This is a genomic window from Flavobacterium sp. TN-1, from assembly GCF_052828645.1.
Map to the genome: position 1 here is coordinate 1,833,437 of NZ_CM128253.1, position 21,111 is coordinate 1,854,547.

The window sequence follows — 21,111 nt, forward strand, 5'->3', positions numbered from 1 at the left end:
TAAAGATTGCTATCTATTTAATGATATTTTCTTTTTTTTATAATCTTCCCATAATTGGATATAGTTTAAAGGGAGATAATGAATTAAGAATTTATGATTTTGTAGGCATCTATATACTTGGATTGTATTTTAAAAACAAAACAGAGCTTGATAAATATATATATAAGATTTTTTATTATAGGTATTTCCATCAGTTCATACTTTGGTGTACACTAACGATATTATTTACGTTACTCTTTTCTGTTTTTATGGATAGGGTTTTATGGTTTGTTCAATCAGTACTTTATTTATATCATTTTTGGGTTTTTTATCTAACTACTGTATTTCTTTCCATTCTTATAACAGATCTTAAGTTTTTAAAAAATATAGTGTCATTTATTTTATTTGTATCAATTATTTCATTTGTAATAGTTATATTACAAAATATGAATGTAGTTCCTTTTTTGTGGTCAGATAAATATTTAATAAGTTACCACGGATTTTTGTCAGGAACTTTTGGTCCCAATAAAATAGTAGTTGGAATTTCGGCTCTTTTTATTTTTGTATTTTCTTTAGGATTAATAAATGATGAAAGAGTTTCAATAAACACCATACTGTTAATAGGGGCAATTGCAACCTCATTACTTACAATTGGATTAAGTGGATCTCGAACTACTTATGTAGGAGTGCTTGTTTTTATGGTCTATTATGCACTAAGAAATACATCTAAGTTCTTTATTTCTATGGTTTTACTAGTCATAATTTTAGTTAGCGTTTCTTTTTATAATTCTAGTATTATAGATAGAATTAGCGAAACTTTTGAAAAAAGGATAGAAAATAAAATTAGGAACCCTAAGGTCTTAAGGGAAGGAAATGTAAATGAACTATATGAAGATTTGGGATCTGGAAGAAAAGGTTTGTCATTGGAATATATTAATTACCTTTTAGAAAAACCATATATAATACCTTTTGGGATAGGTTTTAATAATAGATTGATTATAGGTTTTTCAGCCCATAACATTTATTTAAGTTTAATAAACGAAGTGGGACTTGTAGGTTTTTTCTTTTATTTTAGATGGCTTTTTTCTATTTTGTTACTAAAATTAAAGCCTTTTACTCAATTAGAACACGCTTTAAGAGGAATAGTTCTTGCTATGATAGTAACACTTTTTTTTGGAGAACATTTGTACGTATATAGACCTTTATTTGGATTATTCGGATTATTTTTTTCAATTATAACTTTGTTAAGCTCTCCTGTTTTTTGTTATATTGCGGAAAAAAAATATGAGAAATGACAAAACAGCAATTATAATTCCTTACTATAATGCAAGAGAGCATATTATAGATGTTGTTTCTCAAATTCCTGATTTTATTGATGCTCTAATTATTGTTGATGATAAAAGTCCTGATGTTTTTCCTGAAAAATTAGTTTTAGAAAACCTTAATAATCAAGTGAAATTCGTTTATTTAAAAAATGATAGAAATTTAGGAGTAGGGGGGGCTACTATACAAGGTTTCTTGTATGCAATAAAAAATGATTTTCAAATTGTTATAAAAGTAGATGCTGATAATCAAATGGATTTGAAATATTTGCCTGATCTGATAGAACCATTGAAAAAAGGTAAAATTCAAATGACAAAAGGAAATCGTTTTAGAGATATTAAAGCCTTATCAAAAATGCCTTTTGCTAGAAGAATAGGAAACTTAATGTTATCTTTTATTACAAAAATGGCTACAGGTTATTGGAATAATTTTGATCCGACCAATGGTTATTTTGCAATTCAAATTAATACCTTGAAAAAAATAAATTTTAATAATTTATCAAATAGATATTTTTTTGAAACCTCATTGCTTTCCGAGATGTATTTTACAGGTGCTAAAATAAAAGATATTTCTATGCCTGCAATTTATGCAAATGAAAAATCACAAATGCAACTTTGGAAAATTCCTTTTGAATTCAGTTTTAAACTAATGAAACTATTTATTAAGAGAATAGTAAAACAATATTTTTTATATGATTTTAATATAGGCTCAGTATATTTGTTTTTTGGAGTGCCTCTTTTTTTCTTCGGTATTACATACGGAGTTTACAATTGGATATACTATTATTTCAAAAAAGTGTTGGCTCCTACAGGTACAATTATGATAATCACACTTTCCATTATACTAGGGTTTCAAATGCTGTTACAAGCAATCCAATTTGATATATCTCAAGCTCCTAAAGCAAATGAAGAAAATTAAAGATGTTCCCTTTTGGTTCGTTGTATTTTTTAACCTGATGATTGCATCGGGTTTTTATTGGCAACAAAAAGAAGCAACCGTTTTAGACTTGTCAAGTGATTTGGCTAACATAATTCCTATTTGTAAAAAAATAGATGATCCATCTTTGTTTTCTAAAGACTTATTTTTAGCAGATATAAAAGATGTAGAATATTATACACCATTTTATGTAGAAACACTTCGTTTTATAGCTAAGTTTGTAGATCACAATTATATAAAAGCATTAAATATATTAGGCTTAATAACCCATTTCATGTTTGGTATATTATGGTATTTAGCTTTTTTAAAAATGTATAGATTTTCTTGGATTGCTTTTTTAATGTCTATATTGGTTCGTGGAATAGTTTGGCCTCCAGGAGGAGAACTATTAGGAATATCAGAACTATGGACTATAATGCCTCGTACATTATTCCAAGCATTTTTACCATTACCATTTTTGATTTATACGTATCAAAAAAAAGAGAAAATATTAACTCCTTCTTTATCTTTGGGGATTATTTCCAATTTTCATCCTATTTCGGGAATTGGTGGATTTATAATGTACTTGAGTTTGTATATAAGCTATCGTTTTTTAGAAGAAAGACGATGTGAAAAAAAAATAATTGGTCAAAGTATCTCAATAGCTCTTTTTTTTACGATAGGCGTTTTCCCCTTTATTACTAATTATTTTAGTCATATAGATAATATAGTAAAAGTGGATAAACAACTTTTTAATGATGCTTTTTTGACCCGAATCCCAGAAGTTTTCATTAATCCTTTACAATTTATTGTTCAATGGAATAGAAAGGTATTTTGGTTTTTTTTATTTAGTTTTTTCCTATTTATATTTTTAGATCAATCTCATAAAAAGAAAATAAGTAAAATTTTATTTTTTACTATTATAGTTATATTCATAATGTCCAATTCAATTTATTATATAGAAAATTTTATAAATCAAATAGCAGGAACAAGTTTAAGGATGGCTTTTCAATTTATACGATTTCAAAAAATTATTTTAATTCTTTTGGAGATTAGTTTTGGTTTTCTATTGATAGAATTTATAGAGAGATTTAAGCTTAAAAAACGTTATCAAATGTTTGGAATATTTAGTTTTGTATTTCTGTTAGTATTTTCACATACAAGAGTTATAGGTAAATTACCACTTATTGGAGATGATTTAGGAAAATCAATTTTACCTGAAATTTTTAGGATAAATACGCAAAAAACAAATCATAAAAAATCAGACTTAATTACAATTATTGAATATATTAAGAAAAATACATCTAAAGATGAATTATTTTACGGACATTTTTTAGTACGTGCTGGAGCAGATAGAAGCGTATATTTAGATGGCAAAGGAGCAGGAATGTTAATAGAAGGGAATCCAATAAAATTTATGAATTGGTACAATGATTATAATCAGTTTACTAAATTAAATGGTCAAAAACAATTAGAATTTTTAAAACAAAAAAAGGTTAATTATATAATAAGTAAAGAAAAATATTTTCTTGAAAAACTGATTGAAACAAAAACATATAAACTTTATAAATTATAGATGAAATTAGAAAGAAAAATTTTTAAAACAGCCATTCAAGAAATTTTGGTTAAAGAAGGGACTGACGAAGTACTCTCTGAAGCTGCTTTTCCTGCTTATGCTCATAAAAATCCATTAATAGACTATATTTTTTGGAAAAGATTAAAAATTGTTGTTAATTATATTATTAAAAAGAAACAAGAAAAAACAGAAATATTGGATTTTGGATGTGGTTCAGGAGTTTTTTCTTATACTTTAGCGTCTAAAGGATCTCATGTTACAGCGATAGATCTAAATCTAAAGCCAGTAAGGATTCTTTCTGAAAAAATAAAGTTTCCTCAAAATATACATTTTATAGAAAATGATATTTTTAAGATAGACTTCAAAGAAAATAAGTTTGATTATATTGTAGCTTTAGATGTTTTAGAACACATTCCTATAGCAGAATTAGATAATTATTTAGAGCTCTTTATTAATCTTTTAAAAGAAAATGGAGAGATAATAATATCAGGTCCTACAGAAAATGTTATCTATAAAATAGGAAGAAAATTAGCAGGAAATGATTTTACAGGACACTATCACGAAACAGATATAGTTAAAATAAAGCAGGTTTTTTTACGTAAATCTAAAATCCATATATTATCTAAAATATTTTGGCCAATTACACTATTTGAAGTTTTTGTAACAAAAAAAGGATAAATTGAAAGAACTTATTTACATAGGTAATAAACTATCAAAGAAAGGGTATAATGTTACGACAATTGATACATTAAGTTCTCTGTTAGAGTTAGAAGGGTATAGGTTGGTAACAGCATCTTCTCTTAAAAATCCATTATTAAGATTAATGGATATGTTGTTTGTAGTTCTTAAAAACAGAAAAGCAGATTATTTATTAATAGATACTTACAGTACTTCGGCATTTTGGTTTGCTTTTTTAGCAAGTCAATTAGCCAGAATTTTAAATATAGAATATATTCCTATTTTACATGGAGGTAACTTGCCTAATCGTTTAAGGAAAAATCCTAAATTATGTCAATTGATTTTTGGAAATGCCTATAAAAATGTTGCTCCGTCTAATTATTTGCTAAAATATTTTACAGAAGCAGGTTTTGAAAATATTTTTTTTATTCCTAATTCAATTGAAATAGAAAAATATCAATTTAAATTAAGGACTGATTTAAAACCCAAGTTGCTTTGGGTAAGAGCTTTTGCTTCTATTTATAATCCAAAAATGGCGGTAGATGTTCTGATTGAACTGAAGAAAAAATATCCCTTAGCAGAATTATGTATGATAGGACCTGATAAAGACGGTAGTTTAGAACAAACAAAAAAATATGCCCATCAGCAGGGAGTAGATATTGTTTTTGCAGGAAAATTATCAAAAGAGCAATGGATTACAATTTCCCAAAACTATGCTATTTTTATAAATACAACCCATTTTGATAATACACCCGTTAGTGTTATTGAAGCAATGGCTTTAGGATTGCCTGTAGTGAGTACAAGAGTTGGAGGAATACCTTTATTGCTCTCAAATAAAGAAAATGCTTTGTTAGTAGCTGATAACAATCCTAAACAAATGGTATCAGCTATTCATTTTTTACTGATGAACCCAGATAAAGCTTTAGATATAGTTAATCAGGCTAGAAAAAAAGTCGAAGCTTTTGATTGGAAACAAGTAAAAAATCTTTGGAAAGAGATATTATCTTAAAAATAATAAGCTAGACAATATATTTGACTCTATTTTTTTCTCTCCTTGAATTTGTTTAATTTGCGAGGAACTTTAAAAATGAATATGATAAATAAAAAACATTGGCATTTTGAGATTTCAGAAAGAAAAATTTTACTTCGATTTTTTGATGTTTTTGTTGTTGTTTTTGTTCTATACTTTATAGGAAATCATTTTGATTTCAGTTATTTAAAAATTTCAGATCAAAATTTCTATTGGACGTTAGTTTTATCAGTATATCTGCTTTTTTTTGGAACTGTTTTTGAAATGTACGATTTGCCTACAGCAAGTAATCAAACCAGTATTTTAAAAAGTATAGTACTCACAAGTTCTATTACCGTTCTAGTTTATCTTTTAACCCCTTTTCTTACGCCTTCTCTACCCGAAAATAGATTGCAAATACTGTTGTTTTATCTTGCCATCACGACTTCTTTAATGGGATGGCGATTAATGTATGCCAATTATTTAGCATCGCATCGTTTTGTAAAAAAAGCATTACTAATTTGTGAAGAAAAAGAAATAGATGAGTTGATAAATGGACTTCGAAAAAATGATCCACATTACATTATATTAGGGTATGTAAATTTATCCAAAATTTACGCGAAAGATACGAATCACACGGTGGCTAATATTTTAGTAAACGATTTAATTAATTATATTAAAAAAAATCAAATTTCAGAAATAGTAGTAGCTTCCTCAAGATCAGTAGGAATGCCTGTAGAATTATATGAAAAATTATTATATCTTGTAGAACATGGTTTTTCTGTACGAGAGTATTCGCAGGTATACGAAGCTATTACCCAACGAATACCCGTTCAGTTAGCAGAAAGAGATTTTTATCGTTATTTTCCATTTTCTCGTAATAATCAAAATCAGCTATATCTGATTTATGTTCGAATTATGGAAGTTTTAATCTCTTCTATAGGATTACTAATAGGGATATTTATTCTTCCTTTTATACTTTTGGGGAACCTACTAGGCAATCAAGGACCGTTATTATATAAACAAGAGCGTGTAGGGAAGAATGGAAAAGTATTTAATATTTATAAGCTGAGGTCTATGTTAGTAAATGCTGAGAAGAATGGGGCTGTTTTTGCTACTCCAAACGATGTTCGAATTACTTCTTTTGGTAAATTTTTACGTAAATCACGCTTAGACGAAGTTCCTCAATTCATTAATGTATTAAAAAATGAAATGGGAATTATAGGTCCTAGACCTGAGCGTCCTATTTTTGTTGATAAAATTAACAATATGATGCCTTTTTATCAAACAAGACATGTTATTAAACCAGGATTAACAGGTTGGGCTCAAGTTAACTACTCCTATGGAGAATCATTAAAAGATAGTTTAGTAAAATTACAATATGATTTATATTATATAAAGCATAGAGGTGTTTTCATAGATCTTAATATTATGATAAAAACAATCAGTACAGTTTTGTTTTACCGTGGACAGTAAAATATATTAAAAATGACAACCTACTTTTGTGCTTCTAACAAAAAAACGTTTTATTATCATAACTTTATTTTTTTTGCTAAGTTCTTCTTATAAAACCTTAGCAGAATAACTAAATTTGTGATAAATAAAGGACTTATAAGAAATAAATGTGGTTTATTCAACATATAAACTAAATAGATCCCCATACTGATAAAACAAAGGAAAGCTACTTTTGAAGCTATTTGAATTTGTTTTTTAAAGAAAAAATAAACCAATACCAAGTAAAAAGGATTAAATAAAAGAATATTATAATTCCAGGTTACTTCTCGGTGAAGAGAATATACATTTACAATCATAAAAAATATTCCAAAACATCCTATTAGAGTAAAGAAAATTATATTTAATCCTTTTTTATTCAATAGAACAAAAATAAGTAATACAATAATTAGCGGAATACAGCTATTCAATAAAGAAAAAGGTTTGTCTTTTGCAGTCGTTTTGTATAATGTTTGAGGTTTTTCAGCCAAAGGTTTTCCGTTATGTTGCGTTACTTCTAGTACTTTCATTAAATCAAGTGGTAAAAATAAAAGTTCTGCTTGTTCATCTGGGCGATGACCAAATATGATATTAATCCCTAAATTTAGCCAATACTGTTTTGTTTGATAATTATACAACACTTCTCGGTAGGTTTCTTCTTTATGTAGTGTATTTATAATAGGCTTATCCTCTAACGTAGAATTGAGGATGTCAATTACTTTAGTAGTACAGTTTCGATCAATAAACTTATAAGTGTAATATTTACTTTTAGAAAAAACAGAATGGTTTAATTTTTCAAATAATTTATTTTTTTCAAGAGAAGAAAGATTTAATCTTTGCTCATAAATACTCCGATTTTCGTCTCTATAGGCGTATTCAAAATCAGCATAAGGATAAACAGCCGCATAATATTGTAAATCACCCTTAATGAATTTTAATATAAAGTTAGGCGTTCTAAAATCAAACATTCCATAATTATAAACCACATCAAACCCAGCCATAGGATCCTGAATACGTAAAGCAGTATGTCCATATAATGTATGAGATTCTTGAGCAACATCTACTGTTAAGATGCTGAATACCGCTTTTTCAGATAGACTAGGAATTTGTGAATAAGAAAAAAAAGAGAGTTGTACTAAAACTAATAAAAAGATAAGTTGTTTTTTCATTGTTTAATCTATTAGTTAAACCTTATTCTTTGTAAATGTAATATAACTGATTTTATGATTATCTAAAAATAGATAAATCTACTTTTAAAGAAAAAACATTAGAGTATAAAGCCACGCTTTGATTACCTATGTCAGTTAAAGCATAATCAATAGAAATACCTTTATAATGAAAGCCAAGACCAAAATTCGGTTGAAAACCAATGCTTTTTTTACCATCTATTCCTAGTGTGTTTTGAAAATTGCCAACTCCAGTTCTTAAAAAAGCAAGATTGTTGTAGCCTAATTCAAAACCTATAGCAGGTGTAATACTTACTAAATCAGAAGAAATAATATCTTTAGTACGTTGAAACTCCATATTTAAGTTGGTAGCAACTAAAAGACTCATATCATTATGAAAATTATATTTTTTAGCTAACCCCAATTGTGCCTTCGGTAATGTAATTTCAGATGTTGTAGGTAACTCTTGATTTTGTAATGGAATTTGAGTTTGTGCTTCCCGAATCTTTTGGAATTCCTTGTCATTAATAATCCAAATATTATAAGTAGTCGTAATATCACGCACTAGAAAACCTAATTTCCAATTGTTTTTTTCGAATTGCATGCCTGCATCAAAACCAAAGCCCCAAGAACTCGCGAAATCTCCGATAATTCTTCTGATAACCTTCGCATTTACGCCATATTTTAAGCCTTGAATAGGCAAATTACGAGCATACGAAAATGTTGCCCCATAATCTGCAGCAGAAAATAAGCTAATTCTATTATAATCTATAGTACCATTAGCATCAATTAGTTGAGTAGTGTTTAAAATATTATCAACCCCAAATCGTATGATAGATGCTCCCCAAGCACTTTGAGAATCTATTTTTTTTGCATAGGCTAAGTAATCATATTGAGCAATGTTAGCAAAATAACTAGCGTGCATAAAGGCCGCTTCACTATCTTCAATTTTTAATAAACCAGTTGGATTCCAATAGCCAGAATTTACATCACTCGTATGAGCCACCATGGTATTAGCCATTCCAAAAGCTCTAGCATCAACACCAATATTCATAAATTCGTTAGAATATTTACGAGCCGTTTGAGCCTGAAAGGATTTGAAGACAATTAAAAAACTAAAGGTTAATATCTTTTTCAAAGGAACAGTTTTGGCAAATATCAAATAAAAATCTGATATATTAAACTCTAGAACTTATAAAGTTATTATATTACCTTTGTGAGTTTAAAATTAAAAATTACAAAATCATCTTTATGTCAATAAAATCGCAAATTCCAAATTTAATTACATTATTAAACTTGTTTTCAGGTTGTATAGCTATTGTTTTTGTTTCAGAATTACAGTTCGAGTGGGCCTTTTTCTTTGTGTGTTTAGGAATATTTTTTGATTTTTTTGATGGCTTTTTTGCGCGTCTTTTTAAAGTTCAAAGCCCATTAGGATTACAGTTAGATTCATTGGCAGATATGGTTACAAGTGGAGTTGCTCCAGGATATGTTATGTTTCAAATGATATTAAAAACAATAGGCGGAGGGCAGGAGTTAAATCATATTACTTTAGAGAATTCGGTTGTTTTGCTTCCCTTTCTAGGTTTTGTTATCTCGTTAGGAGCTTGTTTTAGATTAGCTAATTTTAATATAGATACTCGCCAAACAGATTCATTTATAGGCGTTCCAACTCCAGCTAATTCATTGTTTATAATGAGTTTGCCTTTAGTTATTAAATTTACGGATATTTCTATTATTGTAGATGTCTTGCAGAATCCTTACATTCTTTTATTAATTACTGTTTTAAGTGCTTATGTTATGAATGCGGAAATACCATTGTTTTCTCTGAAAATAAAACAATTTACTTGGTCTAAAAACACATTACAAATTCTCTTTCTGATATTGAGCGTTATTTTATTACTAGTTTTTAAATATCTAGGAATCCCTCTAATAATTATTGCCTATGTGCTACTTTCAGTTGCTAATAACTTATTTTTGAAGAAGAGGTAAATGACTCAAAAAAAATATTCTAGAGAAGTTAGAAAGCGAACTAATACACGATCTCAAAAAAAAACAAAAAATCAAGTATCTTTTTTTTCGAGCTCTTTATTCTTTAAATTAGTCATGATACTAAGTGTCGCAGTGCTTTTTTATAGTCAAAAAAGAAGTATTGCTCGTTATTTAGGATTTACTACAGATAAGATTGTTTATAGTGAAGCTCGATCTATGCCTATTGATAAAGTATTAGATACGCATATTGAAAAATCTTTCGGAATTGATCTTTCAGAATATCAAGATGATATAAATTGGGCGAAAGTAAAAGAAATAGAAGGAGGGTATCCTATAGAATTTGTTTTTATTAGAGCAACTGCAGGAAGTAATAAAGTAGACAAAAAATTTAAAAAATATTGGCTAAAAGCAAAAGAAAAAGGATTTTTAGTAGGAGCGTATCATTATTATAGACCTAACGAAAATTCAATAGAACAAGCCGAAAATTTTATAAAACAAGTTACCTTGGTAGAAGGTGATTTCCCGCCCGTATTAGATATAGAAAAATTACCTAAAGCCCAATCAATAAAACGTTTAAAAGTAGGATTGAAACGATGGTTAGAAAAAGTGGAATCACATTACGGAATTAAGCCTATTATTTATAGTAGTGAAAGTTATTACGAAGACTTTTTGAAGGAAGATTTTGAAGACTACCCTTTTTGGATTGCCAATTATACCGCCTTCTATAAAGAAATAGATCCAGAATGGTCTATATGGCAGTTAACGGAAAATGGTAAAATACTAGGAATTAAAGGTTCTGTAGATGTTAATATTTATAATGGAACTTCTGTAACAATGAAAGATTTGTTGATTAAATAAAAAAAGATCCTTAATTAAGTAAAAAGAGGATGTCCTAAAAGTTTGTAATCTTGTCATAGACTATATTGCTTCTTCTATTGTTGAAGTAATAAACTAACTTAAGTTACTATTTTTTTAGTACATCCACTTTTTTACATGAACCTCTTTGGAATAATATTTATAGAAATAAAATTTTAATATTTATTTCTTTGATCCCAGTTTTTGATGAGGCTTTCCATCTTGAAAAGTAAAAAACATTTTATTTGCCTGTCCTTTTGTAAACATTGTTCTTTGTTCATCAGCAGCATAATCCATATAGTTTACAAACATTTGAGTATACTCTTTGCCATGACAAATCTCTTTTAAAGGATGCTTTTGAAATCCATAATGCTCTTTTGGAGCTAGAGGAGTGTCAGATACTAAATCATCGCCACAATTGCCAGTAGGTCCAGAAAGGTGATATAATCCAAAATAATGTCCTACTTCATGAACAAGTATTTTTCCCTTAGTATATCCAAATTTTATGATACTTGGATTTTGAGGAGCAGAATCGTAAAGATATAATGAATTTAATGCAATTCCCCAATAATTTCTATCGCCTGATAGTGGAGAAGCATATCCTGCAAAATCATCACCATCTTCATCATATAAACTGTCTAAAATCCATATTGTTAATGTTTTTTCAGTATTTTCAGCAAGAAAACCATGCTCTTTTGTTTTAAACCATTCTTGCTGACCTAATACAGCATCAAATTCAGTTTCTTTTCTATTAATCCCTTTCAATACAAAAGAAATGTTAGTATTTCCAGAAGCAAGTTTAGAAAATTCCTGAGGAGTATTAGCAAAATTGTCGTCTTTTCCTTCGAAAGATTTATTTAAAATTTCGATTTGTTTTCTTATATCTTGATCGGTTATTTTACTTCCTCTTTTTCCTTTTTTGTATAAAATATTAAATTGAACTGGGATTTCTCTTTTTTCTGTAAGGGTATAAGTCTTTTTAGAGTCGTAAGAGTCATCATACCTGTTTTTTAGGTTGTTAAAAGTTGTGTTTTTTGCATAATTTACAGTTTTATCTTCTGTAATGTTTTCTTTTTGGCAAGAAAGTACACCTAAAGATGCAAATAGCATCGTAATAAATAACTTTTTCATAAGATATTATTTAATTTAGTTTAATTCTATGTTGATTGTTTATCGTTTATTTATTATAAAAAAACAATTAAGGAGAAAACGATAAGCATTAAAAAAATAAAGCTTTTGTTATTTGGTGTCATTAGATTTTCCAAATTTGGAGTTTCTTTGTTATGAAGAACAAAAAGAATAATGAACCATTTGGGTTGCACAAAGATATAATACTTTATGTTTTTTTATGTGTTAAAAAAAGAATTAGTCTTGTTTGTGAAATGTAATTTGCTTTATTTTAGGGTTTTATGCTTTTTGTCTTTTGTTTTTTTATGTTTTATTTAACTTATTTTTTGTAAAAAATTATTAGTCTATTAAGGTTTATGACTTGATCAGAGATTAGATTTGATTAACTTGTGGTAATAAAAAAGGTCATTCTATATAGAATGACCTTTTTTAGTGACCCCGCTGGGGCTCGAACCCAGGACCCCATCATTAAAAGTGATGTGCTCTACCAACTGAGCTACGGAGTCAATATTTTAATTTTAATTTTCAATAAATATGTGGTGACCATGATGGGATTCGAACCCATACGTCTTTCAACACCACCCCCTCAAGATGGCGAGTCTACCAATTTCTCCACATGGCCATTGAGAATAAAAAAGCCAAACTTTTGTTTGGCTTCAGTGACCCCGCTGGGGCTCGAACCCAGGACCCCATCATTAAAAGTGATGTGCTCTACCAACTGAGCTACGGAGTCAAAAAAATATCAATATGTAGTGACCCCGCTGGGGCTCGAACCCAGGACCCCATCATTAAAAGTGATGTGCTCTACCAACTGAGCTACGGAGTCAAAAAATTTAGCAATATGTTGTGACCCCGCTGGGGCTCGAACCCAGGACCCCATCATTAAAAGTGATGTGCTCTACCAACTGAGCTACGGAGTCAAAAAACTTAGCAATATGTTGTGACCCCGCTGGGGCTCGAACCCAGGACCCCATCATTAAAAGTGATGTGCTCTACCAACTGAGCTACGGAGTCGTAAACATTACTTGTTTGCGGGTGCAAATATATTACCTTATTTTTGATTTTTCAAAGAAAAGAAGCTTTTATTTCTTTTTTTTTTGTAGTTTTTTGTAAGTTGTTGATTTTTAAATTGTTTTATATGTGTAAAATTGTATTAGTTGGTTATATGGGGGCTGGTAAATCAAGTATAGGAAAGACTTTGGCCCAAAAGTTAAAACTTGATTTTTTAGATTTAGATGATCTAATCGTAGAACAAACAGGAAAAACGATCAGAGAAATCTTTGAAAAGGAAGGAGAAATCTATTTTCGAAAGTTAGAACATACTATTTTGAAAGCTCAATTACTAAAAAAAGAATCTTTTGTTTTAAGTCTAGGAGGAGGCACTCCCTGTTATGCGGGAAATCATTTATTGTTGCAAGAAGATAATGTGCTTTCAATTTATTTAAAGGCTTCAATTCAATTGTTGGTTGACCGTTTGATAGTAGAATCACATAAAAGACCTTTGATAGCTAATTTAAAAAAAGAGGAGATGATTGAATTTATAGCAAAACATCTATTTGACAGAAACTATTATTATAATAGTTGTAAAAAAATAGTCTCTGTCGATAATAAGACGATTGATGAAATTTGTGAAGAGTTGGCAACTCTTTATTCTAAATAGGCATATTGATTATTGTTCTCAAAAACAACATGTACATGCTCTAATATAGAAGTAGATAAAGAAATACCTTTGAAATCAGCTTTTATGGGGTATTTTTTGTGATTACGGTCTACAAGAACAGCTGTTTTGAATTTTTGAAGAGGAGTTTCTAAAAAGTGTTTTACGCCATATATAAGTGTTGTTCCTGTGTTGAGTACATCATCTACTAAAACAAGTCCTTTATTGCTGTAATCTTCCTTTTGTAGGCTTGTTTGTATAGGTGAGTTGGGATTTTTTTTGTCAATTATAACTTCGCAAAATCGAATAGATAGAGGAGAAATATCTTTTAGAATTATAATGAGTTTTTGAGCTAATATGCTTCCATTTCCTTGTATTCCTGCGATAATTATTTCTTTTTCATCTATAAACGTTTCATATATTTGGTAGGCAATACGTTTAATTTTAAATTCTATTTCGATGTTATTAAGTATAATATTTGTATTCATTGTGTGTTATTATTTTTTTGTGAATATAAAAAAGAGTTCTTTGTTTTGTCTGGGCTTGATAGAATTGTAGGCGGGTTCTAGTGTTTTTATATAGAAATCATTTGAAAACAAAATTTGATATTCTTTACTAGAACCGCCAAAAGGAGGCCCCTGTTTTGTTAAAGGGAAATCAAATAAAAGACCTGCTATTTTTCCCTGTGGATTTAATAGCGAAACCATTTTTGATACATATTCTTTTCTTAAAGAAGGAGGAAGCGCACATAAGAAAGTTTGTTCAATAATTAAATCATAATAATTATGATGTAAAAAAAAATCTTCGCATATAATCTGATTAGAAGATACTAAGGGTAATCTTTTTTTAATGTTTTCAATAGGAGTTTTTGCGTAATCAAGAACATACGTATTATAGAAACCTTTATGTATTAAATATTCAAATTCATACGAGTTGCCTCCTCCAGGAATTAATATTTTTAGGTCTTTATTTGTTAACTGGTCAATATATTCTTTCAAAGGCTGCGTAATATAGCCTACATCCCAACCTATTTCGTTGTTTTGGTAGCGATTTTCCCAATAGTTATTATTCAGATCCATCTTCTAACTCATTTTCAAAATCTAATTCAAATTCATCTAGGTCACGACGATCTTTTTTGGTGGGTCTGCCTTCTCCGTATTTTCTATAATGTGCTTTCGAGAGCTTAAGCATTTCTAAATGAGCAAATGCTTCTTCAGGAGTTTCATCCCTGCGATATATGTCAACCAATTTAGCACCTATTCGGTTTGGAGGAATGTCTAAAACTTGAATGCTGTAAGTAATCTGATCTTTTCTAAAAGTAACCTTATCTCCAGGGAAAATCTCTTTAGATGGTTTTGCTGTAATTCCGTTTACAGTTATTTGGTTTTTTTTGCAGGCTTCAGTTACCATGTTGCGAGTTTTGTAATATCGTACACACCATAAGTATTTGTCAATACGCATAAAATCAAAATTCTTAGTTAAATTAGTATACAAAAATAATTCAAAATTGTATCTTGCAGACAAATTTTTAAAAAGAATGAATAAAATAAAAAAAATAATAGGAGGCTTTTTTTTTATGGCTGCTTTAGTTTCTTGTAGTAAAAATAATGAGTCAGGAGAAATAGTACCTCCTAAAGCATATTCAGAGCAAATACCTGGAGAAATTTTAGAAATAGAGAAGTTTTTTGAAGATTACCACATGGATGTTGATGGGGATAAAAATGTTGAATTTGTAAAAAGAATTGGCTCTAAAGCAGGTCTGATTTCTATAAAAGATCAATATGCCCCAAAGTTTAAAATTATACGCCATAATGATTATGATTTTAAAGTATATTATATTAACCATAACGGAGGGGGAGAGTTAAAGCCTGAAATATCTAAAAGTCCTTGTCCTATAGATTCTGTTTTGGTTGCCTATCACGGTATGTTATTAAAAGAAAAAACAGGTTTTGATCAAGAGAAAACAACATTTAATAAAAACCAATTGTTTGACCGAGCAGAGTATCCAGTTCGATTTGATTTAGACAAGGTAATAGTTGGTTGGTCTAAAATGTTATCTTTTATGACTACAGGAACCGCAGAGGTAGATGCTGTTACAAATGTTCCGAATTTTAAAGATTTTGGTGCAGCAGTATTGTTTTTGCCTTCAGGATTAGCTTATTATTCTACTACTCAGGTTAATATTCCAGCATATTCGCCTTTAATTTTTAATGTAAAATTAATGTCAATGAAGAGAAAGGATCATGATTTTGATGGTCATACAACTTTTGAAGAAGAATATAGTTTTGATGCTTCAAACTTAAATGCTCCTTGGACTAATTTAAAGCGTGATACAGATGGTGATGGGTATCTTAATTATGTTGATCGTGACGATGATAATGATGGAATACTTACTAAATATGAAGCAGAAGGGGATGATAATCGTAATGGGATTCCCAACTATTTAGATAAAGAAGATAGAAGAAGAAAATAAAAAAATAATAATAAAAAAGGGTGTCTTTTGTACACCCTTTTTTATTATTATTCAGTTTCTAGAAGCCAATTTTTGAAATCATAAAAATTTTGAGGAGCTACCCCGTGACCTACAGGATATTCTTTATAAATGTTTTGGATTCCTAAATTATTTAATATAGGTTGTGCTTTGCGAGCCCATTCTATAGGAACAACTTGGTCTACACTCCCATGTGAGGCAAATATTTGCAAATTACTGAAATCATTTTGATTGTAATTTTCTAATGCAATTTCTTGATTAAAGTAACCACTCATACCTACTATTCGTTGAATTTTATTAGGATATGATAAAGCGGTGGCATAACTTAAAATACATCCTTGGCTAAAACCAATTAACGTTATTTTATTGGGATCTATAGGGTAATTTTTTATTAATTCATCAATGAAGCTAATGATTAATTCTCTTGAATTGCGCGCTTGATCTAAATCTGAAAATTTGTTTTCATCTGCATCAAAGTTGATGGCATACCAAGCGTAGGCATTAGGCATAAGATTATAAGGTGCACGAGCGGAAATAACGTAATAATGTTCAGGGAGTTCAGAGGCAAACGAAAATAAATCCTCTTCATTACTTCCGTAACCGTGTAGTAATAAAAGTAAGGGATTTTTGTCTTTTTTAACTTTAGGTTCTTTGACTAAATGGTATAGAGATAAATTCATTAGATGGTTTTTAAAAATTTTTGAAATAAATTACCTAATAAAGGCAATGGACGTGATTCTCCTTTACCGGCAGTGTACAAGCCGTAAAAACTCAATAAAGTTATAAAAAACCACATACTGATTGTTGCCATTGGTATGTTGAAATTGGATAACATAAGTCCTAGTGCTACAAATGTAAGGGTTAATCCTAAGCCTTGTCGTACATGAAAAGAGCCAAATTGAGTTTTGTCTTCTCCACTATTCATTGATAAGGCAATAAGAGGTCCTATTATAAGTATGTAGCTTATTATGGCGGTACTTTTTCCTTTCTTAATATCGTTTAAGTCAGTCTTCATTATTGGTTTTTGATAAATTGATAGTTGTTAATAATTCCAAATACTTTTCCTTTTGTAGGAAGGTTTATAAAAGCAGAATTTTTAGACTTAGATAGAATATTTTCTTTTAGGAAAAATGAGTTTTCAGTAGGACTAAAAAGAGTCAGATTGGCTATTTCTCCTTCTTTTATACTTGGTTCTTCTATGTTGAAAATTTTTCGACCAGCAGTTAATTTTTCGATAATGACTTCTATAGGTAAAATGTTTTGTAAGATTCCATAACCACTTTCTAATCCAATAGTTCCGTTTTTAGCTAAATCAAATTCTAGATTTTTGTGTTCAATGTCTATAGGATTATGATCCGTTGTAATGCAGTCAATTGTATTATCAAGGATTCCGTTAATAAGGGCCTTACGGTCTTCTTCTGTTCGAATAGGAGGTGTTACTCGATAATTAGAATCAAAGCTGGTTAGAACTTCATCATTTAGGGTTAAATTATGAACAGCTACACTACAACTTATTTGTAAACCTTTGGCTTTTGCCTGTCGGATTAATTCTACAGAATGAGCTGTGGAAAGAGTTGGAATATGGAGTTTTCCTCCAGTATATTCTAATATATATAAATTACGAGCTATAATTAATTCCTCTGCTAAAGAAGGAATTCCTTTTAATCCTAATTGGGTAGAGATTATTCCTTCATTTACAATACCTTTACCTTTTATATTGTGATCCATTGAATAGGCAATAACCTTTCCATTAAAATCTTGTGTATATTGTAATGCTATTTTTAGAATATTAGCATTATCTAAACTTTTATTGTAATCCCCAAATGCTATTGCCCCAGCATTTTTCATGTCTAAAAGTTCAGCTAATTCATTTCCATTACTGTTTTTTGTAAGTGCTCCAATCGGATATAAATCAGTAGCATTTTGATTTGCTTTTTGTTTTACAAAAAATATCTGAGATTGATTGTCTAAAATAGGAAAAGAGTTAGGTTGTAGAAGAACTGCTGTAAAACCTGACTTACTTGCTACTTGTAATCCGTTACTAATGGTTTCACAGTCTTCAAAGCCAGGTTCTCCTAAAGATACACTGGTGTCTATCCACCCCTTTGAAATGTGTAAATCAGGGAATGTAATGACCTCATAATCGTTTAGAATAGGTAGGTTTTTACCAATTTTTTCTATTTTTCCATGGCTGATTTGAATATCAGTGATTTCTTGATTTAGAGGATGGTTTTTTTCAATAATTCGAGCATTACGGATAATTAAATTCATTTTACAAATTTTTGAATGAGCAATTCGATGATCAAAAAGAATAAAGCTAAAATAAGAAACCACTTCCATATTTGCTGGTCAGTACGTTCTAATTGAAGGGTTTCAAAGAAGTTATTTAAGCTGTTTATAGTATTGATTTTATTATGGTTAGTAGCGATTAATTGACTTTCTTTACGATCATAATTAAAGCTAATAGGGTAAAGATTTTTTTTGTTTTGGTAGATGTGATAATTACCAGCTTTTTTAGGATTATCTCCACAGCTAAATTTAAGTTTGTTTTCCAAAACTTGCTGGATAGGAATAAAGTTTTCTTCTTTATTGGTAATAGAAACTATTTCATCTTTGTTGAGATCAACATTAATTATAGAAGTTTTATTTTGACCAATTATTTGATATTGTATTCCATTTTCATTAGTTGAAGTACCCATTTTATAAAAGGTAGGAACAATTAATGGTGCGTTTTGAAAATTAGAGTTTTCTTTGTTTAAAGGGGCTGAGAAAATAAAAACAGTTCCTGTGTTTTTATATAATGTACTTAAGAATGCTGATTGATCTTCATAAGAAAGAGCATGAGGAAGATTACTTCTTATTTCAAAAGATTGTTTTGTAATAGGATATTGAAAATTATGAATTTTTTTTTCAAAAACATTATTATATAAAGGATTTGAAAAGTTAATTTTAGTTATTTTCTTCTCTTCATTTTGTGAATTAAGAAATAGGATGTTTGCAAAATTTTTTAAAAAAGAATTTAGATTGGAAGGAGGGATTTTTTCAGAAGGTATGATTATTAAACTGCCTCCTTTTTCTACAAACTTTTTTATGTTAGTGTGCATGGCTAAAGGAATATTTTCTAATTCGTTTAATATAATACAATCTTGGTTTTCGATATTTCTATAATCTAAGCTATTAAGAGGAGTATTAGAAAAATTAAATTCAGGTTGTGTGTAAATTCGAGAAAGGAAATTAGATTTAAAAGGGTCTCCAATGCTCAGGATTTTTAGAATTTTAGGTTTCAAAAAATTAAAATAAAAAGTATTATCAAAAGCTAAACTGTTATCTTGTAATGAAACATACCCACTAAAGGTTTCTTTAGGAATTGTAAAAAGTAAGGTTTGTTTACTTTTGTTTAGAGGCATGATTGCTTTGGCTATCAAATTGTTTTGATTATATAAGGAAACAGGTATTGATCTAGCTTCTTCAAAATTAGAAGAAACTAATACGCCAATTTCATAAAAATGATCAAGAGTTTGATTTATAAAAACGCTATCAATAGCTGCATTACTTGTTTTTTCAGCTTCGGGAATTAAGAAAAAAGTTTTATTAGTTGTGGGAGACTTTGTTAGAGATTCTGTTTGTAATCCAATTGCATCTGTGATTACAAGAATGTCTTTTCCTTGGTTATTATTGTGTGATTTTGTTTTAATCAAAGAATTTTCAAGAGAAAAAGGAATTGGACTATAATTTAGATTTTGAAGTTCTTTGGAAATAGTTTTTATATTAGTGTTCCAAAAATCAGTATCATTTGTTAGAATTGAGAAAGTTGTTTCTTCGGGTACGTTTTCTAATAAATCTTGTATGGCACGTTTAAGTAGCTCTCCCTTTTTTCCTTTCGCCTGCATACTAAAAGAGTTATCTAATAGTATGATCAGTTCATTGTTCTTACCCGTTTGATCCACGGCCTTAAAGAAGGGTTGAGAAAAAGCAATGATAAGAGTTGTTAATAATAACAGCCTAGTTGCTAATAGTAAGTATTTTTTTATTTTAGAGCTTTTGCGTGTTTGAACAATCAGTTCTTTTAGAAAGCGAACATTTGTAAAATATTCTTTTTTAAACTTACGTAATTGGAATAAATGCACAATTACTGGGATAATCAGTAAAAAAAGAAAATAAAGAATTTCAGGATGTTTAAATTGCATTTATATTTTGAGTTTGTCAAAGATACATTTTTTAGATTGAATCTTATGAATAGATTAATATGTTAGTAATTTTTGTTGGGAAAATAAGAAAAAAACAAGTCGAAATTCAAGAAGACAGTTCTCTTTTCTTTAATTTTTCCTTATAAAATTCTTTCTCTGCTATGTAAATAGTTTTTGTTACTTCACAAAATGTAATATCTCCTGTTTTATTGGTGATATATGTTGTTTTAGTATGTTCTATTTCTTTATTTATACGTACTTTTTCAATGATTTCGTTTATTTCCTCATCACTAAAATGAAAAGTTGCATATACGTTTTCTCGTGCAGGTTTTTTAAAACGAATTAAGGCTGCTTTATCCCATACAATATAATCTTCTTTAAGAAGGTACATTAATTGCGTCATAGGAATAGGATCTACCGCAGAAAAAAGACTACCACCAAAAATAGACCCAACATAATTTTTATTTTTATAATTATGAGGGATCTTAATGTATATATTTTTTAGGTTTTCTGATATATACATAACCCGAGCTGTACTTCGCCTGTACATAGGAGATAAGTTAAACCCATATTTTAAAAAAATAGAAGGTTTGATGAATTTTTGAGCAAATTTAGAAAGACGTTGATACATTGGTGTTTCATTCATTAAAATTAATGTAAAACA

Annotated in this window: 21 protein-coding genes and 6 tRNA genes; 10 read left to right on the top strand and 17 right to left on the bottom strand. The window is 29.0% G+C overall.

Annotated elements, in window-relative coordinates:
• Positions 1–425 precede the first annotated feature (425 nt).
• The 6 genes from ACUXZJ_RS07950 (at position 426) to ACUXZJ_RS07975 (ending at position 6,956) form a co-directional block, all read left to right on the top strand.
• Entirely contained in the window at positions 426–1,274 is an 849-nt protein-coding gene (locus tag ACUXZJ_RS07950; RefSeq protein ID WP_163444481.1) for an O-antigen ligase family protein, read from the top strand.
• Positions 1,264–2,220, top strand: coding sequence for a glycosyltransferase family 2 protein (locus ACUXZJ_RS07955; RefSeq protein WP_060383067.1), 957 nt, complete (start codon positions 1,264–1,266; stop codon positions 2,218–2,220). The genes ACUXZJ_RS07950 and ACUXZJ_RS07955 overlap by 11 nt, the downstream gene beginning before the upstream one ends.
• Positions 2,207–3,793, top strand: coding sequence for a hypothetical protein (locus ACUXZJ_RS07960; RefSeq protein ID WP_060383066.1), 1,587 nt, complete (start codon positions 2,207–2,209; stop codon positions 3,791–3,793). The genes ACUXZJ_RS07955 and ACUXZJ_RS07960 overlap by 14 nt, the downstream gene beginning before the upstream one ends.
• A complete protein-coding gene (locus tag ACUXZJ_RS07965; RefSeq protein ID WP_060383065.1) occupies positions 3,794–4,471 on the top strand; it encodes a class I SAM-dependent methyltransferase in 678 nt (225 codons plus the stop codon). It abuts the gene before it with no gap.
• Between the two features lies 1 nt (position 4,472).
• A complete protein-coding gene (locus ACUXZJ_RS07970; RefSeq protein ID WP_063743785.1) occupies positions 4,473–5,480 on the top strand; it encodes a glycosyltransferase family 4 protein in 1,008 nt (335 codons plus the stop codon).
• 84 nt (positions 5,481–5,564) lie between these two features.
• Entirely contained in the window at positions 5,565–6,956 is a 1,392-nt protein-coding gene (locus ACUXZJ_RS07975) for an exopolysaccharide biosynthesis polyprenyl glycosylphosphotransferase (RefSeq protein WP_063743786.1), read from the top strand.
• A gap of 56 nt (positions 6,957–7,012) precedes the next feature.
• Here ACUXZJ_RS07975 and ACUXZJ_RS07980 read toward each other — a convergent pair whose 3' ends face one another.
• Positions 7,013–8,140: a lipoprotein N-acyltransferase Lnb domain-containing protein gene (locus ACUXZJ_RS07980; protein WP_063743787.1), complete on the bottom strand. Its 1,128-nt coding sequence runs from the start codon at positions 8,138–8,140 to the stop codon at positions 7,013–7,015.
• Between the two features lie 58 nt (positions 8,141–8,198).
• A complete protein-coding gene (locus ACUXZJ_RS07985; protein ID WP_088419304.1) occupies positions 8,199–9,275 on the bottom strand; it encodes a putative type IX sorting system protein PorV2 in 1,077 nt (358 codons plus the stop codon).
• 113 nt (positions 9,276–9,388) lie between these two features.
• On the opposite strand from ACUXZJ_RS07985, the gene ACUXZJ_RS07990 reads away from it, so the two are divergent.
• Both ACUXZJ_RS07990 and ACUXZJ_RS07995 read left to right on the top strand, forming a co-directional pair.
• Positions 9,389–10,129, top strand: coding sequence for a CDP-alcohol phosphatidyltransferase family protein (locus ACUXZJ_RS07990; protein WP_063743788.1), 741 nt, complete (start codon positions 9,389–9,391; stop codon positions 10,127–10,129).
• Positions 10,130–10,243: 114 nt separating this feature from the next.
• Complete coding sequence (locus ACUXZJ_RS07995; protein WP_335583221.1) at positions 10,244–10,987, top strand: glycoside hydrolase family 25 protein; 744 nt, start codon at positions 10,244–10,246, stop codon at positions 10,985–10,987.
• Between the two features lie 180 nt (positions 10,988–11,167).
• Here the strand turns inward: ACUXZJ_RS07995 and ACUXZJ_RS08000 are convergent, their stop codons facing one another.
• The 7 genes from ACUXZJ_RS08000 to ACUXZJ_RS08030 form a co-directional block, all read right to left on the bottom strand.
• Positions 11,168–12,115 (bottom strand): M43 family zinc metalloprotease, encoded by a 948-nt coding sequence (locus tag ACUXZJ_RS08000; protein ID WP_081078431.1) that lies wholly within the window; start codon positions 12,113–12,115, stop codon positions 11,168–11,170.
• 430 nt (positions 12,116–12,545) lie between these two features.
• Positions 12,546–12,618: transfer RNA gene (locus ACUXZJ_RS08005), tRNA-Lys, on the bottom strand.
• Positions 12,619–12,649: 31 nt separating this feature from the next.
• Positions 12,650–12,734, bottom strand: a tRNA-Leu gene (locus ACUXZJ_RS08010).
• A gap of 38 nt (positions 12,735–12,772) precedes the next feature.
• Positions 12,773–12,845 (bottom strand) — tRNA-Lys (locus ACUXZJ_RS08015).
• A gap of 20 nt (positions 12,846–12,865) precedes the next feature.
• Positions 12,866–12,938 (bottom strand) — tRNA-Lys (locus tag ACUXZJ_RS08020).
• A gap of 21 nt (positions 12,939–12,959) precedes the next feature.
• Positions 12,960–13,032 (bottom strand) — tRNA-Lys (locus ACUXZJ_RS08025).
• Between the two features lie 21 nt (positions 13,033–13,053).
• A tRNA-Lys gene (locus ACUXZJ_RS08030) sits at positions 13,054–13,126 on the bottom strand.
• Positions 13,127–13,250: 124 nt separating this feature from the next.
• Here ACUXZJ_RS08030 and ACUXZJ_RS08035 point away from each other — a divergent pair.
• Complete coding sequence (locus ACUXZJ_RS08035) at positions 13,251–13,772, top strand: shikimate kinase (protein WP_060383882.1); 522 nt, start codon at positions 13,251–13,253, stop codon at positions 13,770–13,772.
• On the opposite strand, the gene ACUXZJ_RS08040 is transcribed toward ACUXZJ_RS08035, so the two are convergent.
• Genes ACUXZJ_RS08040 through ACUXZJ_RS08050 form a run of 3 tightly spaced genes read right to left on the bottom strand, consistent with a single transcriptional unit; the run spans position 13,760 to position 15,230 of the window.
• Positions 13,760–14,257 (bottom strand): phosphoribosyltransferase domain-containing protein, encoded by a 498-nt coding sequence (locus tag ACUXZJ_RS08040; protein WP_060383058.1) that lies wholly within the window; start codon positions 14,255–14,257, stop codon positions 13,760–13,762. The genes ACUXZJ_RS08035 and ACUXZJ_RS08040 overlap by 13 nt on opposite strands.
• A 9-nt stretch (positions 14,258–14,266) precedes the next feature.
• Positions 14,267–14,848, bottom strand: coding sequence for an SAM-dependent methyltransferase (locus tag ACUXZJ_RS08045; protein WP_060383057.1), 582 nt, complete (start codon positions 14,846–14,848; stop codon positions 14,267–14,269).
• Entirely contained in the window at positions 14,835–15,230 is a 396-nt protein-coding gene (locus ACUXZJ_RS08050; protein WP_060383056.1) for an RNA-binding S4 domain-containing protein, read from the bottom strand. Before ACUXZJ_RS08050 ends, ACUXZJ_RS08045 begins: the two co-directional genes overlap by 14 nt.
• Before the next feature lie 76 nt (positions 15,231–15,306).
• Between ACUXZJ_RS08050 and ACUXZJ_RS08055 the strand changes: the two genes are divergently transcribed.
• On the top strand, positions 15,307–16,242 hold the full coding sequence (locus tag ACUXZJ_RS08055) for an FKBP-type peptidyl-prolyl cis-trans isomerase (RefSeq protein ID WP_123867744.1): 936 nt from the start codon (positions 15,307–15,309) through the stop codon (positions 16,240–16,242).
• A 47-nt stretch (positions 16,243–16,289) separates the two neighbouring features.
• Here ACUXZJ_RS08055 and ACUXZJ_RS08060 read toward each other — a convergent pair whose 3' ends face one another.
• The 5 genes from ACUXZJ_RS08060 to ACUXZJ_RS08080 form a co-directional block, all read right to left on the bottom strand.
• Complete coding sequence (locus tag ACUXZJ_RS08060; protein WP_063743791.1) at positions 16,290–16,940, bottom strand: alpha/beta hydrolase; 651 nt, start codon at positions 16,938–16,940, stop codon at positions 16,290–16,292.
• On the bottom strand, positions 16,940–17,275 hold the full coding sequence (locus tag ACUXZJ_RS08065; RefSeq protein WP_063743792.1) for a hypothetical protein: 336 nt from the start codon (positions 17,273–17,275) through the stop codon (positions 16,940–16,942). Before ACUXZJ_RS08065 ends, ACUXZJ_RS08060 begins: the two co-directional genes overlap by 1 nt.
• Positions 17,275–18,531: a dihydroorotase gene (locus tag ACUXZJ_RS08070; protein ID WP_060383881.1), complete on the bottom strand. Its 1,257-nt coding sequence runs from the start codon at positions 18,529–18,531 to the stop codon at positions 17,275–17,277. The genes ACUXZJ_RS08065 and ACUXZJ_RS08070 overlap by 1 nt, the downstream gene beginning before the upstream one ends.
• Positions 18,528–20,447, bottom strand: coding sequence for a BatA domain-containing protein (locus tag ACUXZJ_RS08075; protein WP_089047559.1), 1,920 nt, complete (start codon positions 20,445–20,447; stop codon positions 18,528–18,530). The genes ACUXZJ_RS08070 and ACUXZJ_RS08075 overlap by 4 nt, the downstream gene beginning before the upstream one ends.
• 106 nt (positions 20,448–20,553) lie before the next feature.
• Positions 20,554–21,093, bottom strand: a complete 540-nt coding sequence (locus ACUXZJ_RS08080) for a DUF4442 domain-containing protein (RefSeq protein ID WP_235588309.1) — start codon at positions 21,091–21,093, stop codon at positions 20,554–20,556.
• Between the last annotated feature and the right edge of the window lie 18 nt (positions 21,094–21,111).

What these genes read in the sequence shown, in the direction of transcription:
- ACUXZJ_RS07950 (WP_163444481.1), top strand. Translation starts at nt 426, where the DNA reads ATGAATGTAGTTCCTTTTTTGTGGTCAGATAAATATTTAATAAGTTAC.
- ACUXZJ_RS07955 (WP_060383067.1), top strand. Translation starts at nt 1,264, where the DNA reads ATGAGAAATGACAAAACAGCAATTATAATTCCTTACTATAATGCAAGA.
- ACUXZJ_RS07960 (WP_060383066.1), top strand. Translation starts at nt 2,207, where the DNA reads ATGAAGAAAATTAAAGATGTTCCCTTTTGGTTCGTTGTATTTTTTAAC.
- ACUXZJ_RS07965 (WP_060383065.1), top strand. Translation starts at nt 3,794, where the DNA reads ATGAAATTAGAAAGAAAAATTTTTAAAACAGCCATTCAAGAAATTTTG.
- ACUXZJ_RS07975 (WP_063743786.1), top strand. Translation starts at nt 5,565, where the DNA reads ATGATAAATAAAAAACATTGGCATTTTGAGATTTCAGAAAGAAAAATT.
- ACUXZJ_RS07980 (WP_063743787.1), bottom strand. Translation starts at nt 8,140, where the DNA reads ATGAAAAAACAACTTATCTTTTTATTAGTTTTAGTACAACTCTCTTTT.
- ACUXZJ_RS07990 (WP_063743788.1), top strand. Translation starts at nt 9,389, where the DNA reads ATGTCAATAAAATCGCAAATTCCAAATTTAATTACATTATTAAACTTG.
- ACUXZJ_RS07995 (WP_335583221.1), top strand. Translation starts at nt 10,244, where the DNA reads ATGATACTAAGTGTCGCAGTGCTTTTTTATAGTCAAAAAAGAAGTATT.
- ACUXZJ_RS08000 (WP_081078431.1), bottom strand. Translation starts at nt 12,115, where the DNA reads ATGAAAAAGTTATTTATTACGATGCTATTTGCATCTTTAGGTGTACTT.
- ACUXZJ_RS08035 (WP_060383882.1), top strand. Translation starts at nt 13,251, where the DNA reads ATGTGTAAAATTGTATTAGTTGGTTATATGGGGGCTGGTAAATCAAGT.
- ACUXZJ_RS08040 (WP_060383058.1), bottom strand. Translation starts at nt 14,257, where the DNA reads ATGAATACAAATATTATACTTAATAACATCGAAATAGAATTTAAAATT.
- ACUXZJ_RS08045 (WP_060383057.1), bottom strand. Translation starts at nt 14,848, where the DNA reads ATGGATCTGAATAATAACTATTGGGAAAATCGCTACCAAAACAACGAA.
- ACUXZJ_RS08050 (WP_060383056.1), bottom strand. Translation starts at nt 15,230, where the DNA reads ATGCGTATTGACAAATACTTATGGTGTGTACGATATTACAAAACTCGC.
- ACUXZJ_RS08055 (WP_123867744.1), top strand. Translation starts at nt 15,307, where the DNA reads ATGAATAAAATAAAAAAAATAATAGGAGGCTTTTTTTTTATGGCTGCT.
- ACUXZJ_RS08060 (WP_063743791.1), bottom strand. Translation starts at nt 16,940, where the DNA reads ATGAATTTATCTCTATACCATTTAGTCAAAGAACCTAAAGTTAAAAAA.
- ACUXZJ_RS08065 (WP_063743792.1), bottom strand. Translation starts at nt 17,275, where the DNA reads ATGAAGACTGACTTAAACGATATTAAGAAAGGAAAAAGTACCGCCATA.
- ACUXZJ_RS08070 (WP_060383881.1), bottom strand. Translation starts at nt 18,531, where the DNA reads ATGAATTTAATTATCCGTAATGCTCGAATTATTGAAAAAAACCATCCT.
- ACUXZJ_RS08075 (WP_089047559.1), bottom strand. Translation starts at nt 20,447, where the DNA reads ATGCAATTTAAACATCCTGAAATTCTTTATTTTCTTTTTTTACTGATT.
- ACUXZJ_RS08080 (WP_235588309.1), bottom strand. Translation starts at nt 21,093, where the DNA reads ATGAATGAAACACCAATGTATCAACGTCTTTCTAAATTTGCTCAAAAA.